10 protein-coding genes are annotated in these 15,228 nt (G+C 62.3%); 2 read left to right on the top strand and 8 right to left on the bottom strand.

The genetic code is table 11. From position 1 onward, the window contains the following. Positions 1 to 202: 202 nt before the first annotated feature. The 3 genes from nifJ to I6G90_RS01830 form a co-directional block, all read right to left on the bottom strand. Positions 203 to 3,778: a pyruvate:ferredoxin (flavodoxin) oxidoreductase gene (nifJ, locus tag I6G90_RS01840; RefSeq protein WP_197929486.1), complete on the bottom strand. Its 3,576-nt coding sequence runs from the start codon at positions 3,776 to 3,778 to the stop codon at positions 203 to 205. Continuing rightward, positions 3,775 to 5,421 (bottom strand): NAD(P)-binding protein, encoded by a 1,647-nt coding sequence (locus I6G90_RS01835; RefSeq protein ID WP_197929485.1) that lies wholly within the window; start codon positions 5,419 to 5,421, stop codon positions 3,775 to 3,777. Before I6G90_RS01835 ends, nifJ begins: the two co-directional genes overlap by 4 nt. Positions 5,422 to 5,597: 176 nt before the next feature. Then, a complete protein-coding gene (locus I6G90_RS01830) occupies positions 5,598 to 6,350 on the bottom strand; it encodes a substrate-binding periplasmic protein (protein ID WP_197929484.1) in 753 nt (250 codons plus the stop codon). A gap of 126 nt (positions 6,351 to 6,476) precedes the next feature. Between I6G90_RS01830 and I6G90_RS01825 the strand changes: the two genes are divergently transcribed. Further along, positions 6,477 to 8,279, top strand: a complete 1,803-nt coding sequence (locus I6G90_RS01825; RefSeq protein ID WP_197929483.1) for an MOSC N-terminal beta barrel domain-containing protein — start codon at positions 6,477 to 6,479, stop codon at positions 8,277 to 8,279. Between the two features lie 221 nt (positions 8,280 to 8,500). Next, positions 8,501 to 10,213, top strand: a complete 1,713-nt coding sequence (locus I6G90_RS01820) for a methyl-accepting chemotaxis protein (RefSeq protein ID WP_197929482.1) — start codon at positions 8,501 to 8,503, stop codon at positions 10,211 to 10,213. 77 nt (positions 10,214 to 10,290) lie between these two features. Here I6G90_RS01820 and htpX read toward each other — a convergent pair whose 3' ends face one another. The 5 genes from htpX to bioB form a co-directional block, all read right to left on the bottom strand. Further along, complete coding sequence (gene htpX / locus I6G90_RS01815; protein WP_005344374.1) at positions 10,291 to 11,163, bottom strand: protease HtpX; 873 nt, start codon at positions 11,161 to 11,163, stop codon at positions 10,291 to 10,293. 113 nt (positions 11,164 to 11,276) lie between these two features. Then, on the bottom strand, positions 11,277 to 11,954 hold the full coding sequence (gene bioD, locus I6G90_RS01810) for a dethiobiotin synthase (protein WP_197929481.1): 678 nt from the start codon (positions 11,952 to 11,954) through the stop codon (positions 11,277 to 11,279). A gap of 60 nt (positions 11,955 to 12,014) precedes the next feature. Then, positions 12,015 to 12,830, bottom strand: a complete 816-nt coding sequence (bioC, locus tag I6G90_RS01805) for a malonyl-ACP O-methyltransferase BioC (RefSeq protein WP_197929480.1) — start codon at positions 12,828 to 12,830, stop codon at positions 12,015 to 12,017. Beyond that, the gene (gene bioF, locus I6G90_RS01800; RefSeq protein ID WP_197929479.1) at positions 12,823 to 14,019 is read right to left on the bottom strand and encodes an 8-amino-7-oxononanoate synthase; all 1,197 of its coding nucleotides are present in this window, start codon (positions 14,017 to 14,019) and stop codon (positions 12,823 to 12,825) included. The genes bioC and bioF overlap by 8 nt, the downstream gene beginning before the upstream one ends. Continuing rightward, the gene (gene bioB, locus I6G90_RS01795; RefSeq protein ID WP_197929478.1) at positions 14,016 to 15,104 is read right to left on the bottom strand and encodes a biotin synthase BioB; all 1,089 of its coding nucleotides are present in this window, start codon (positions 15,102 to 15,104) and stop codon (positions 14,016 to 14,018) included. The genes bioF and bioB overlap by 4 nt, the downstream gene beginning before the upstream one ends. Positions 15,105 to 15,228: the final 124 nt, after the last annotated feature.

Raw genomic sequence — 15,228 nt, 5'->3', positions numbered from 1 at the left:
CCCTATGACCTAAACAGATAAAAATTATTTTATCTAGGGTTTTATCAATCATGCCAGCACATTAATTCAGTTTTTGTTTGTTTTCAATTTTTAAAAATCATTATTGCTAACCCAACTCAGGGATATGTAGGTTTCCTGTTTTCTATTTAACCTAAAAAAGCGGGCCAATGGCCCGCTTGGTTATATGTCACTCACTTCATACTCACACCGGCGGATGGAAATGGCTGGCTTCGCGAGTGGCCATCTCCTCGTAGGTGGCCCACTTCTGCCACGCCACTTTTTGCGCTACGAGCATCAGCCGCTCGGCCTCCTCAGGGTGGCTCTGGGCCAGCACCCGATAACGGGTCTCCTCCTGCCGATATTCAGCGAGGGGGATAGAGGGGCGCAGGCTGTCGAGACTGAAGGGGTTCTGCCCCGCTTGTCGCAGTACCGGGTTGTAGCGCATCAGCGGCCAGTGGCCGGAGGCCACGGCGCGTTTTTGCTGGGTCAGGCCCAACTCCATATCGATGCCGTGAGCGATGCAGTGGCTGTAGGCGATGATCAGCGACGGGCCCGGATAGGCTTCCGCCTCACGCAAGGCTTGCAGCGCCTGCTGCGGATTGGCACCAAAGGCGATGCGGGCAACATAGACGTTGCCGTAGGAGATGGCCTGCAATGCCACATCCTTCTTGGCCAGCGTCTTGCCCCCCGCCGCGAACTTGGCGACAGCACCGAGCGGGGTCGATTTCGACATCTGGCCGCCGGTGTTGGAGTAGACCTCGGTATCCATCACCAGCACGTTCACATCGCGCCCGGAGGCGAGCACATGATCGAGCCCCGCCGAGCCGATGTCATAGGCCCAGCCGTCGCCGCCGATGATCCAGACCGAGCGGCGCACCAGCTGGTCGATAAGCGAGAGCAGCTCGCGGGCCTTGCCAGATTTCACCTCCTCCAGCCGCTCGCGCACTTGCGCTACCCGGGTGCGCTGAGCGCGGATCTCCGACTCCAGCCGCTGCGGAGCATTGATCAGGCTATCGACCAATGCCTCCCCCAGCTCCCCCTTCATCGCCTGTAAGGCTGCCACCGCCTGACCGTGATGCTGATCGGCGGTGAGGCGGAAGCCAAAGCCGAACTCAGCGTTGTCCTCGAACAGGGAGTTGGACCAGGCGGGCCCCTTCCCTTCTGCGTTCTTGGCCCACGGCGTGGTCGGCAGGTTGCCGCCATAGATGGAGGAGCAACCGGTGGCGTTGGCCACCAGCATGCGATCGCCAAACAGCTGGGTCAGCAGCTTGAGATACGGGGTCTCGCCACAACCGGCGCAGGCGCCGGAGAATTCGAACAGCGGCTCGAGGAACTGGGCACCGCGCACCGTGGAGAAATCCACCCGCTCGCGGGCAGGCCAGGGCAGGCTCTCGAACCAGCGCAGCGCCTGTTTCTGGCCAGCGAGGTGCGGCGCCTTGTCCATCATGGTGATGGCGCGTTCACCCTCGTGTTCCTCATCCGCCCCGACCCGCACCGGACAAGCCTGCACACACTGACCGCAGCCGGTGCAATCCTCCGGATAGAGCTGCAATGTGTAACGGCTGTCGGGGAAGCCCTTGGCGGTGACGGGCACCGACTGGGCGGCCTCGGGGGCGGTTGCCAGCCAGTCCTGATGGTAGAACTTGGCCCGCAGCGCCGCGTGGGGGCAGACAAAGACGCAGTTACCGCACTGGATGCAGATATCGGAGTGCCAGAGCGGGATCTCGCGGGCGATATCCCGCTTCTCGAAGCGGCTGGTAGCGGTGGGGTAAGTGCCATCCACCGGCAGCATGGAAACGGGGATCAGATCGCCGCGCCCCGCCAACATCTCGCCGGTGACCCGCTGGACAAACTCGCTGCCGCCCGGTGCCAGTGGCAGCGGATAGTCGCTGATCTGCTCCTCACCGCCCGGGATGACCACCTGATGGAGGTGGGCCAGGGTGTCGTCCACCGCCGCGAAGTTGCGCGCCACCACCTCGGGCCCCTTGCGGGCATAGCTCTTCTCGATACTCTCCTTGATCAGCGCAATCGCCTCGTCCCGCGGCAACACCCCGGCCAGCGCGAAGAAGCAGGTCTGCATAATAGTGTTGATGCGATTGCCCATGCCGTTTTGCTCGGCCACCCGATCGCCATCGATGCAGTAGAGCTGGATATTGAGGGCGCGGATACGGGCGCGCAGCCGCTCGGGCAGCTGACCCCACACCTTGTCAGCCTCGTAGGGAGCATTGAGCAGCAGGGTCGCCCCTTCCGCGGCGTGCTCCAGCAGATCGACCGATTCGACAAAGCCCCACTGGTGGCAGCCGATAAAACTCGCCTGCTCGATAAGCCAGGGGGCGTCGATGGGCTCGGGGCCAAAGCGCAGGTGGGAGACGGTGCGCGAGCCCGACTTTTTGGAGTCGTAGACGAAGTAACCCTGGGCGTGGAACCCCTCCAGCTCACCGATGATCTTGATGCTGTTCTTGTTGGCGCCGACTGTGCCGTCGGCACCGAGACCGAAGAACAGTGCCCGCACCCGGCTGGCAGGCTCCAGATCGCCGATGGGGTGCCAGGCCAGACTGAGGCCCGACACGTCATCGACAATCCCCACGGTAAAGCGGGGGCGCGGCGCATCGGATGCCAACTCCTCGAACACCGCCGCGCACATGGCGGGGGTGAACTCTTTGGAAGAGAGGCCGTAGCGACCGCCACTGAGCCACGGCAGGCGCTTGATAAGACCGCGCTGTAAGCCGTCGATGAGGGCGCTCTGCACATCCAGCAACAGCGGCTCGCCGCCCGCCCCCGGCTCCTTGGTGCGATCCAGCACTGCGATGCGGCGCACGCTCGCGGGCAGTGCATCGAGTAGCGCCTGTACCGGGAAGGGGCGATAGAGACGAATGACCAGCACCCCGGTCTTGCGATCTTGCCGGTTGAGCCAATCCACAGTCGTGCGGGCGGTGGCCGCCCCCGAGCCCATCAGCACGATGACATCGGTGGCATCGGGCGCGCCGTGATACTCCACCAGCCGATAGTGGCGACCGGTCAGCTCGCCGAGGTTGTCCATGCACTGCTGCACCCGCGCCGGTACCGCTTCGTAGAAGGGGTTGACGCTCTCGCGGGACTGGAAATAGGTGTCCGGGTTCTGGGCGGTGCCACGCATCACCGGATGATCCGGGTTCAGCGCCCGCGCGCGGTGGGCCCGTACCCAGTCGTTGTCGATAAGGGCGCGAATTTCATCCCGATGTAGCGCGGTGATCTTGTTCACCTCGTGGGAGGTACGAAAGCCGTCGAAGAAGTGGATAAAGGGCACCCGGCACTGCAGGGTGACGCTGTGGGCAATCAAGGCCAAGTCCTGCGCCTCCTGCACCGAACCGGAGGCGAGCATGGCAAAGCCGGTGCTACGTGCCGCCATCACATCCTGATGGTCGCCAAAAATCGACAGCCCCTGCGCCGCCAGCGAGCGTGCAGCCACATGGAACACCGCCGCGGTCAATTCACCGGCGATCTTGTACATGTTGGGCAGCATCAACATCAGCCCCTGACTGGCGGTGAAGGTGGTGGCGAGCGCCCCCGCCTGCAGGGCGCCGTGTACCGTACCGGCCGCCCCCCCTTCACTCTGCATCTCCACCACGGTGGGGATATTGCCCCAGAGGTTGGTCTGCTTCTCATCCGCCCAGGCATCGGCCAGCTCGGCCATGGTCGAGCTCGGGGTGATGGGATAGATGGCACACACTTCGCTCAGCTGGTACGCCACCCGGGCCGCGGCTTCGTTGCCATCGACCATGATCAGTTCATGTTTCATTGGGACTCCTCCGGTTGGCGCAGCTCGATGGCGTGGCAAGGGCATTGATCGTGACAGGCACCGCAGCCGGTGCAGCGCGCTGCATCCACCTGATAGCCTTTGCCCGGCCCCAGCTTGGCGATGGCCTGCTCGGGGCAACTGCCATAGCAGCCGTCGCACTCGAAGCAGTTGCCGCAGGAGTAGCAGCGCGCCGCCTCGTAGCGGGCGGCCACCTCATCCAACCCGCCGATGATCTCGCCAAAGTCGTCCCGCGCCCACGCCGGTTTGACCGGCTGACTACTGGCCGGGGCGTGGGTCTGGAACCAGAGCTGCAACTGCTCCGGCCCCACCAGCGGGTAGGAGAGCGGCTTGTGGTAGTGGCGACCGCGCAGCCAGGCATCCATATGGCGCGCCGCCTTCTTGCCATGGCCGGTGGCGATGGTGACGGTGCGCTCGGAGGGCACCATGTCGCCGCCCGCAAACAGACCCGGCACATCCGTCATCAGGTTGCCCGCCACCTGTACGACCCCTTCCTTGTTGACCCGCACGCCGGGAATGCTCTCCAGCACCGAGAGATCGACCTCCTGACCGAGCGCCAGAATGAGGGAATCCGCTTCGAGAGTTTCAAACTTGCCGGTGGGCACCGGCTTGCCCTCGGTATCCAGCGCCATCACCTCCACTTCGATGCTGGTGTTGTCGAGCTGGCGAATGCTGCGCAGCCAGTTGATCTTGATCCCCTCCTCTTCGGCCTCATCGGCCTCGAAGGCGTGGGCAGGCATATGATCCCTGTCGCGGCGGTAGATGATCATCGCCTCTTCAACCCCGAGGCGGCGGGCGGTGCGAGCCGCGTCCATGGCGGTATTGCCGCCGCCATAGATGGCCACTCGCCGCCCCAATTTTGGGGGCGGCAAGCCCTGCTCTTCGGCCAGACTGGCCTGTTCGAGGAAACTCACCGCATCGAGGATCTTGCCCGCCTCGCGGGCCGGAATATCGACCCGCTTGGCCAGATGGGCACCGATGGCCATAAAGACGGCGTCAAAGCCCCCCTCATCACGCTCGCGCAGCACATCCTCCACCTTGTGGTTGAGGGTCAGGGTCACCCCAGCCGCTACGATGCGGGCCACCTCCTGATCCAGCACGTCGCGGGGCAGACGGTAAGCGGGAATACCGAAGCGCAGCATGCCGCCAGCAAGCGGCCCCGCTTCGCGGATCTCCACCTGATGGCCGAGCCGATTGAGGTGCCAGGCACAGGAGAGGCCGGAGGGACCAGCGCCTATGACCAGCACCTTCTTGCCGCTGGCAGGGGCAGGTGGCGCAGGCTGCCAGCCACGGGCCAGCGCTTCGTCGCCGAGGAAACGCTCGATGGCGTGGATAGAGACGGATTCATCCACTTGCCCGCGGTTGCAGGCGCTCTCGCAGGGGTGATAGCAGACCCGGCCATGAATGGCGGGCAAGGGGTTCTCTTCGATCAGGGTCTGCCAGGCCGCCTCAAAACGGCCGGCCTGCGCCAAAGAGAGCCAGGCCTGGATATTTTCTCCGGCCGGGCAGACGTGATTGCAGGGTGGCAGGGCCGGCCGCCAGACGGGTAGCCGGGTACGCACCGGGCCTGTTCCCGTTTTCAGGGAGAGATCCGGCAATGGGGTCATGTCCAGTTGTTTGCTCATACATTGCTTTCTTCTTGTTGGGTAACAGGCCCGCTCAGATAGCACTTGATACCGTGTAGCCGAAGCAGACGGTGGCCAGAGAGGGAAGAAGCGAAAGCGTTAGAAACTGGGAACTGAGTCGATAATGGCGGCTTTTTTGTACTGATTAGCGAATCAGGATCAAAAAATGTTGCACTTTATGGTTCATAGAGACCAGAACGTGACTCAAGTAACATCTTCTCCAGCTGACCGCTGGCTTTCAGTTTGGCGAGCCCCCGATTGAAGGTTTGGATCAGCTCGTCAGCATTCTCGCGCTTGCGGCTGATCAGCAGGTGACCTTCGACTTTCATCACGGGTTTTGAATGGGTTGCAAAGAGATCGACCGTGCTGGCCGGGTAGAACTGACGCAGGGAGTAGTAACCGACATCGATGTTCTCCAGGGTCAGGTCGGCGCGGCCGGAAAGCAGTAGATCGAAGCTCTGGCGCAGCCGGGTGACGAACTGCACCTGCAGCGGCACCTGTTCGATGGCTGCAAAAAAATCTGCATTGTAGGTATAGCCACTGACCGCAGCCAGCCTGCGTTCTGCCAGATCCCGGTACTCATTCCATTCAAGTGGAACTGACTTGAGATAGAACCAGACATAGGTCTCGCTCAGGATGGGATCGCTGTAGAGATGGCTTTTGCGCCGCTCGCTCGACTCATACCAGTGGACAGTGCCATCCACCACCCCCTCCTCCGACAAGCGAAAGGCCCGCTTCCACGGCAAAAACTGGAACTTGACGCTCACCCCCTCACTCTTGAATGCCTCGCTCACTATATGGGGGATCAGCCCCTGATATTTCAGCGTCTCGGAGCAGTAGGGCGGATACTCCCCCGTGGTCAGGGTCAGCTCCTGCGCCCAGAGCCCGTGGCAAAAAAGGCTCCCCGCCAGCAACCAGCTCATTTTCATCCCGATGCCCTCTTGTACTGTTTTTCCAACTATAGACTGCCGCCGTGAAAGGATTGCCGGATCGCCACGGAACCGCTATGTTGCCCCCTTCCCGAACGAAAACAGCCACTTCACAAGGATCCGGACATGCCGAGGCTAGCCAGCATTCACCTCTACCCCATCAAATCGACGGCAGGCATGCCACTGGCTCGCGCCCGGGTGACCGAAGAGGGGCTCGCCGGGGATCGCCGCTACATGGTGGTCAAGCCGGACGGCACCTTTATCACCGCCCGCACCCATCCCCAACTGCAGCAGGTCGTCGCAACCCCCATCGATGGCGGTTTGCAACTGCGCTATCCGGGCTTTGAACCGCTCACCCTGCAAGAGGCCGACTTCAGCCGCGCCCCGCAGGCCACCGGCGTCTGGAGCGACCGCTTCACCGCCCTGCATACCGACCCAAAAGCCGATGGCTGGCTGAGCCGGGTGACAGGGGAACCGGTGCAACTACTGTGGCTCGGTGAAACCTCTGATCGTTTTCGTGAAAAGACCGGTACTCGGGTCAGCTTTGCCGACGGTTATCCGCTGCTGCTGATAAGCCAGGCCTCCATCGAGGATCTCAACCTGCGCTCCGATGCGCTGCACCAGATGAGTCAATTTCGCACCAATCTGGTGGCAAGCGGCACCCGCCCTTTCGAGGAGGACAGCTGGGTGCGTATCCGCATCGGCGAGGTGGAGTTTCAGGTGGTCAAGCCCTGCAGCCGCTGCATCATGACCACGGTGGAAGCGGGTACCGATCGGTTCAACGCCCTGAAAGAGCCGCTGGCGACCCTCACCCGCTACCGCCGTGGCGAGGATGGCGAGGTCTACTTCGGCCAGAATCTGGTGGCGCTGAACGAAGGGTGGATCGAGGCGGGCGGCGAGATCGAGGTGCTGGAGACGACACGCCCCCCTGTCTACCCCAACGCCGCACCGAAGAAGCGGGCGCTGGTCTGCGTGGCCCGTGAACCGCTGGCGCGGGATCTGGAGACCTTCTGGTTCGAGGCGGCCGATGGCGAGCCGCTGCCCGACTACCTGCCGGGCCAGCATCTGCCCATCAGTATCGATATCAAAAACGAGCGAGTTCAGCGGCGCTATACCCTGAGCTCCACGCCGGAAAAGCCTGAACGCTGCAGCATCAGCGTCAAGAAGGTGGCGGGTGGCCACATCTCCCACTGGCTGCACCAGCAGTTGCAGGTAGGTGATCGGCTGCTGGCCGCCTCCCCTGCTGGCGAGTTTCATCTGGGCCGCGAGCGCGATCTCCTGCTGCTCTCCGCAGGCTCAGGCGTCACCCCCATGCTGGCGATAGCCCGCACCCTGGCCCTGCGCGGGGAGCTGGAAGACGTTCACTTTATGCACCTGTGCCGCAGCGAAGCCGACATTCCCGCCGCCAGCGAGCTGCACGCCATGGCGCAGCAGGGGATGACCCTGACCATTATCCTGAGCCAGCCCGACAATCACTGGCAGGGGCTGCAAGGGCGACTCAATGATGAGCATCTAAGACGGATCAACGGGTTGGCCGCAAAAGAGGTCTTTATCTGCGGCCCCCACGGCTTTATGGCCGATGCTGCCGCCAAAGTTGCGGCCCTCGGCGTTCCGGCCGAGCGCATCCGCCAGGAGAGTTTTGGCGGCGCCATTCTCTCGGTAGCCCGCCCCCATCAGGCGCTGCAACTGCGCATCGGAACCCAGGCCTTCACCGGCAACAATCAGGGTACCGTGCTGGATCAGGCCAACAAACAGGGCGTAGAGCTGCCCTGGAGCTGCCGCGCCGGGATCTGCGGCAGTTGCAAGCAGACGCTGGTCTCGGGCGAGGTGGATCACCCCGATGCCCCCGCCATCACCGCCGCCGAACGGGCCGAGGGCAAGATCCTCACCTGCTGCGCCGTGCCGCTGACCGATCTGGAGATCTTGTGATCTGGTGATCGGGCCGCGTTAACTCACTCTCACTCAGATGACCGGGGAATTGACCCCGGTCATTTTTTTGCCAATGCCACCGCCCGGTTTCTGCTTATTTCCGTTCATCGTCCTCGGAGCAAGCTTTCCCTTCCTATAATCACAGAGCAAAAAGCCTTGCCAGCCATTGACTTGGCAATGCGCCACAAGACGCTCCCTGATGAGAATAAGGACGCTCCACCATGGAACAGAACAAGCCCGCCTTTCAGCTCAACCTGCTGCTATCCGTTATTACCCTGATCCTTCTGTCACTGGTGTTTTTCGCCTACAGCTGGGCGGGGAAACAGCTGGAAGAGAGCTATCGGCAACAATATGTCTCCTACCTGCTGGCCGATGAGCTGCGCCAATCCTCCGATGATCTGACCCGACTCGGTCGCACCTATGTCATCACCAAGGATCCCGCCTACGAGCAGCAGTACATGCGGATCCTGGCCATTCGCAACGGCGAGCAACCGAGGCCGGAAGGCTACAACCGTATCTACTGGGACTTTGTCGCCGCCAACGGTCAGAATCCCCGACCCGATAGCAACCAGCGCCGCGGCCTGATCGACCTGATGAAGGATGCCGGTTTTACCGACGGGGAGCTCGCCAAACTCAACGAAGCCAAAAACAACTCGGATGCGCTGGTCAACACCGAGGTGGCCGCCTTCAAGCTGGTGCAGCAGACCGAGGGCGATCTCTCCGCCAACCAGCAACAGGCCATCGCCATGATGCATGACAAGGCCTATCACCAGAACAAGGGGCGCATCATGTCCCCCATCGATGACTTTTACGTGATGATGGAGCAGCGCAACCAGGAGGGGGTCGAGAGCGCCATCTCCCATACCGATATGTTGCGCTATCTCTTTATCGCCCTCGGTCTGGTGTTGATGTTCTGCCTCTGGCGCACCTATCGCTCCCTGCTCGATCTGGTGGGCACCTCGGTCGAACAGCTCAAGACCGATCTCCATCTGCTGGCGGAAGGGGACTTCTCGCGCCCCATCAAGGTGCCGCAAGGCTCGAAAGAGAGCCTGATCGGCCTGCTCGGCGGCATGCAGACTACCCTCAAAGGGATCATCGCCAAGGTCTCCCACTCCACCGAAGAGTTGTCCGACTCTGCCGACAGCATCGCCCAGATCGCCGAACAGACCGCCCAGTTCGCCACCTCCCAGCAGACCAGTACCCAGACCATGGCCGCAGCCATCGAGGAGCTGGTGGTGAGCATCAGCCACCTCTCCGACAATGCCACCCATGCCGACGAGCTGAGCAAGGTCTCCGCCAATACCCTGGAGGAGGGATCCGGCGTTATCAAGGAGACCCTCGGCAGCATCGAGAACATCTCCACCACGGTAGGGGAAGCGGCCAGCACCATCTCTGAGCTCAACGGTCATACCCAGCAGATTTCAGAGATCATCGGAGTGATCCGCGGCATTGCCGATCAGACCAACCTGCTGGCGCTCAACGCCGCCATCGAGGCAGCGCGGGCGGGTGAACAGGGCCGTGGCTTTGCGGTGGTGGCCGACGAAGTGCGCAATCTGGCCAGTCGCTCGGCGGCGTCAACCCAGCAGATCACCGGGATGATCAGCAAGATCCAGAGCGGGGCGGATGCCTCCATCCGCAGCATGGAGAACACGGTCAACAACGTCTCCCGCGGGGTCACGCTGGCCAACCAGACCGGCGAGGCGATCGCCAGCATCCAGAGCCACGCCTCCAACCTCACCGGCCTGATGGGGGAGATCAGCCACACCCTGCGCGAGCAGTCCACCGCTGCCAACGAGGTGGTCTCTACCGTCGGCAACATCACCTCTCTCTCCGAGCAATCGGGGGATGCCGCCCGTCACGTGTCGCAAGAGGCGGCCAAGCTCAAGCAGCTGTCACGGGTGCTGCGCCAGGAGATGGGGCACTTCAAACTTTAAACATGCTGCAAAGCAAAACGGCTGCCAAAAGGCAGCCGTTTTTTTATTCGGGGTTATCCCCTGTCATCCAGCATCTATCAACCACGCAGGGCGGCGATGCGCTGCTCAATGGGCGGGTGGCTCATGAACAGCTCGCTCATGGAGCGCTTGCCGTTGATGCCAAAGGCCATCATGGAGCCTTCCAGCTGCGGCTCGGCACCGCGAGAGAGGCGCTCAAGGGCGGCAATCATCTTGTCACGACCGGCCAGCTTGGCGGCACCGGCATCGGCACGGAATTCGCGCTGACGGCTGAACCACATGACGATGATGGAGGCCAGAATACCGAACAGCATCTCCAGCACAAACACGGTGATCATGTAGGCAAAACCGCCGCTGCTGCTGCTCTCTTCCTCATTGTTGGAGCTGAAGAAGTTGCTGATAACGCCAGCCACGATGCGAGCGAAGAACATCACGAAGGTGTTCACCACCCCCTGGATCAGGGTCAGGGTCACCATGTCGCCGTTAGCCACGTGGCTCACTTCGTGGGCCAGCACGGCTTCCGCCTCGTCACGGCTCATGCTGTAGAGCAGGCCGGAGGAGACCGCCACCAGCGAATCATCGCGGCGGGCACCGGTCGCAAAGGCGTTCATCTCGGGCGAGTCGTAGATCCCCACTTCCGGCATCTTGATACCCGCTTCGCGGGCCTGACGAGCCACAGTGCTCACCAGCCAGTGCTCGGTCTCGTTACGGGGTTGCTCGATGACCTGGACGCCATAGCTGCGCTTGGCCATCCACTTGGACATCAGCAAGGAGATAAAGGAACCCCCAAAACCGAACACGGCACAGAACACCAACAGCCCGGAAATGCTGGACTTGTTGATCCCCAGAACCGAGAACAGGATATTGAGTACCACCCCCAGCACCAGCATGACGGCCAGGTTGGTCACCAGGAATAGCATAATTCGCTTCATATAGACTCCTTGTGAAGATAAAGGACATGACCGGGGACCACTCGGGATCCCCACCTGATCATGTTAATGTCGACATTCTAGGGAGATTCGATGAATGTTCGCTGAATATGCCGTCACAGTAGCGGCGAGATATCGATACGCCCCTGCAAATTGGCTTCAAGCGGATTGTTTATAAACGGAATTTCACCGAGGAAGGGGGCTGGCAGCAAGCCCCTCAGGGTGTCCAGATTTTCCTGATAATGACTCATGGAACCATGGAGTCGATTAATTACCCAGCCCGCCACCGGCAACTGATCGTTGCGAATGGCAGCAAAGGTAAGCAGCGCATGGTTAAGGCAACCCAGCTTGGCCCCCACCACCATGATCACCGCCATGTTCTCCTGCTTGACCCAGTCTGACAGCAGATGCTTGCGATCGAGCGGCAGATACCAGCCCCCCGCCCCCTCCACCACCGTGATCTCGGCGCCAGCCTGCTCTATCTTGCGCAGCCCATCGCTCAACCCATCCAGGGTGATGGGCTGACGCGCCTCGCTGGCGGCGATGTGGGGCGCAATCGGTGGCTCGTAGGCAAACGGATTGACCACCTCGTAGGGCAGCGGCAGGCTCGCCGCCTCCTGCAACAGGACGGCATCGAGGTTGCGCAGCCCGTCCGGAGTGCGGGCACACCCCGCCGAGATCGGCTTGTAGCCTGCGCACTTGATCCCCTGTGCGCTGAATTCGCGCAGCAGGGTGCGCGCCACCAGCGTCTTGCCCACATCGGTATCGGTGCCGGTGATAAAGAATGATTTCATACGGTTCTCTCCTTGGCAGGGAGTAGCACACTGCCCTGCACATACTGCGATTCCCGGCGCTCAGCGAGGCTTGCTGAGACGGCCGAGGCACACTCGATAACTGGCGACCAGCCTGCCATCGGGCTGGCGAAACGCCTCATACGCCTGAGCCAGCTGCTGCAATCTGGCGCGACCGCTCAGACCGGCCGGGGCGACGCGCCCCTGATTGTCGTTGACCTGATTGGCCCCAATCCCCTTGAGATCGCGCAACAGCTGCGGCAATTCAAGATAGGCGAGTTCCCAGGTGATACAACGCAGCTCGGCAGCAGATACCCCGGCGCTAGCCAGCGCCTGCTCCAATTGTGGCAGGCTGAGGAAGCGATTGACATGGGCGCGACCATCAAGCTGCTGCCAGGCGGCTCGCAACTGCCAGAGCGACTCATCGAGCAGGGTCGAGAAAAAGATCTGGCCGCCCGGTTTGACCACCCGCAGCAACTCGCCAAAGGCGTGAGCCGGACGCTCGCACCACTGCAACGCCAGACTGGAGAAGACCCAGTCGAACGCGTTATCGGCAAAAGGAAGCTGCTCTGCATCGCCACAGAGCAGGCGGGCGCCGCTGCCACGCAGGGCGGCCTGCGCCAGCATGCCGGGGGCGAGATCCAGCCCCACCAACTGGTGACAGCGGTTCGCCAGTTGGGGCAAGAAAAAACCGGTGCCGCAGCCCAGATCCAGCCCGCTCACCGTCAGATCAGTGCCAACTGGCCTGTCCGGCATCCATTCCAGCAGCGCCTGCCCCACCTCCTGCTGAAAGCGGGCGTGGGCATCGTAATGACGAGCGGCGGCGCCGAAACGGCGAGCAAGCTGCGCCTTGTCCACCGACTGGAAGCGCTCATCCATGATGAATGCCCTCCGAAGTGGCACTGCCCGAACAGGGGCCGAGGGCATCGAGCAGGCGATCCACATCCTGCTCGCGGTGAGCCGCGCTCAAGGTAATGCGCAGTCGCGCGGTACCGACCGGCACCGTGGGCGGGCGAATGGCGCTCACCCAGACGCCGCATTCGCGCAACCGCTCGGCCAGTTGCAGGGCTGCACTGCTCTCCCCCACCAGCAGCGGCTGGATCGGGGTGTCGCTCGCACCGAGTTGCCAACCCAGCCCCTCTGCTCCTTGCCGAAAGCGGTCGATCAGCTGGCCAAGATGAGCGCGGGCCTCGTTGGCGGCGCGCACCAGCTCGATACTCGTGCTGACCGCGCACGCCTGGGCGGCGGGCATATGGGTGCTGTAGACATAGTGGCGGGCGAAGTTGACCAGATACTCCACCAGCTCGCGACTACCGCCGACAAAGGCGCCAGCCACACCGAGCGCCTTGCCAAAGGTGCCCATCTGGATGTGTACGCTGGCAGGTGGAACCCCTTGCGCCGCCAGGGTGCCGCGCCCCTCGGACCCCAGCACGCCGAGACCGTGGGCATCGTCGATCATCAGCCAGTTGCCGCTTTGGGCAGCCAGGGCGGCGAGCTCGCGCCAGGGAGCCTGATCCCCGTCCATGCTGAACACACCTTCAGAGACAATCAGCCCGCGATTCGGCTCAAGCTGCCGCTCAAGGGCCGCCATATCGTTGTGGCCAAAACGCTTCATCTTGCAGGGCAGCTGGCTGCCCATCTCCTGCAAGGAGGCGTGGTTGAGTTTGTCCTGCCACAGCAGGTGTTCCTTGCCGAGCAGGGCTTTGAGCACCGCCTGATTGGCAGAAAAGCCGCAGTTGAACAGCAACACCGCCTCCACCCCGAGCCACTCGGCCAGGGTCTCCTCAAGCTCTTGGTGGGCACGGCTGTAACCGGTCACCAGCGGCGAGGCGCCGGCGCCCGTGCCATAACGCTCAATCCCCGCATTGAAGGCGGCCTTGATGGCGGGGTGACCGGTAAGCCCCAGATAGTCGTTGGCGGAGAAATTGAGGTAATCACGCCCGGCCACCTGTAACCGCCCTGCCACGCAGCCTTGCGTCGCGATGCGGCGACGCAGCAGATTGGCCTGCTCGCGCCCGGCCAGCGCCGCGCCCAATGCAAAGGGGCCTGTGACTGCATGGCCAGTCATGACCGCACGGCCCCTGCACGGGGACGAGTGGCGTCATAAAACATCTCGGCAGGTTCGCTCTGGCGACTCACCTCGGCCAGCAGCTCCTCTTCCTGTACTTGATCCGGCTTCTGGGCCCGCTGGGCAGGGCGAATACCGAGCCGCTTGAACAGCTGCATGTCGCTGTTCTCGTCCGGGTTCGGCGTGGTCAGCAGCTTGCAGCCGTAGAAGATGGAGTTGGCCCCAGCCATAAAGCACATCGCCTGCATCTGCTCGTTCATCTTCTCCCGTCCGGCAGAGAGGCGCACATGGGAGGCGGGCATCATGATCCGCGCCACGGCGATGGTGCGGATAAATTCGAACGGATCGAGGTTCTCTTCATTCTCCAGCGGCGTTCCCTTCACCTTGACCAGCATGTTGATGGGTACACTCTCGGGGTGGCGGGGCAGGTTGGCGAGCGCCATCAACAGGCCCGCCCGATCTTTGGCCTGCTCGCCCATGCCGACGATACCGCCGGAGCAGACCTTCATGCCGGCGCCGCGCACATGATCCAGGGTATCGAGCCTGTCCTGATAGGTGCGGGTGGAGATGATCTCGCCGTAAAACTCCGGCGAGGTGTCGAGGTTGTGGTTGTAGTAATCGAGCCCCGCAGCGCCCAGACGCGCCGCCTGATCGGCAGTGAGCATCCCCAGGGTCATGCAGGTCTCCATCCCCAGCCCGCGCACCTCTTCAATCATCCGGATGATGTAGGGCATGTCTTTTTCTTTGGGGTTGCGCCAGGCGGCCCCCATGCAGAAACGGGACGAGCCGTTGGCCTTGGCTTCGCGAGCCCGCTCCAGCACCTTCTCCACCTCCATCAGCCGCTCGGCCTCCAGGCCGGTGTGGTAGCGGGCACTCTGGGGGCAATATTTGCAATCTTCCGGGCAGGCGCCGGTCTTGATGGAGAGCAATGTGCTCACCTGCACCTCGTTCGGGTCGAAATGGGCGCGGTGGACAATCTGGGCCTGGAACAGCAGATCGTTGAATGGCAGGGTAAACAGGGCCTGAACCTCGGCGAGGGTCCAGTCATGACGAAGGGCGTGACCGCCAGCGGTGAGAGCATTCATACATGGCTTCCGGTTGTTATTAGTGGGATCCTGCGCCCGCCATCTCGGGATGGGCGACCACAAAACCCGCCGCCTGGCCTGTGCGCTCAGGGTGAGGCGCAGTGCCAAGTGGCTGAAATTGTTG

Source organism: Aeromonas allosaccharophila (assembly GCF_016026615.1).
GTDB lineage: Bacteria > Pseudomonadota > Gammaproteobacteria > Enterobacterales > Aeromonadaceae > Aeromonas > Aeromonas allosaccharophila.
Note: the sequence above shows the minus strand (reverse complement) of the source record. Positions and strands in the feature narration are given on the sequence as shown.

Coding starts and splice junctions, on each gene's coding strand:
- nifJ (WP_197929486.1), bottom strand. CDS start 3,778: ATGAAACATGAACTGATCATGGTCGATGGCAACGAAGCCGCGGCCCGG.
- I6G90_RS01835 (WP_197929485.1), bottom strand. CDS start 5,421: ATGAGCAAACAACTGGACATGACCCCATTGCCGGATCTCTCCCTGAAA.
- I6G90_RS01830 (WP_197929484.1), bottom strand. CDS start 6,350: ATGAAAATGAGCTGGTTGCTGGCGGGGAGCCTTTTTTGCCACGGGCTC.
- I6G90_RS01825 (WP_197929483.1), top strand. CDS start 6,477: ATGCCGAGGCTAGCCAGCATTCACCTCTACCCCATCAAATCGACGGCA.
- I6G90_RS01820 (WP_197929482.1), top strand. CDS start 8,501: ATGGAACAGAACAAGCCCGCCTTTCAGCTCAACCTGCTGCTATCCGTT.
- htpX (WP_005344374.1), bottom strand. CDS start 11,163: ATGAAGCGAATTATGCTATTCCTGGTGACCAACCTGGCCGTCATGCTG.
- bioD (WP_197929481.1), bottom strand. CDS start 11,954: ATGAAATCATTCTTTATCACCGGCACCGATACCGATGTGGGCAAGACG.
- bioC (WP_197929480.1), bottom strand. CDS start 12,830: ATGGATGAGCGCTTCCAGTCGGTGGACAAGGCGCAGCTTGCTCGCCGT.
- bioF (WP_197929479.1), bottom strand. CDS start 14,019: ATGACTGGCCATGCAGTCACAGGCCCCTTTGCATTGGGCGCGGCGCTG.
- bioB (WP_197929478.1), bottom strand. CDS start 15,104: ATGAATGCTCTCACCGCTGGCGGTCACGCCCTTCGTCATGACTGGACC.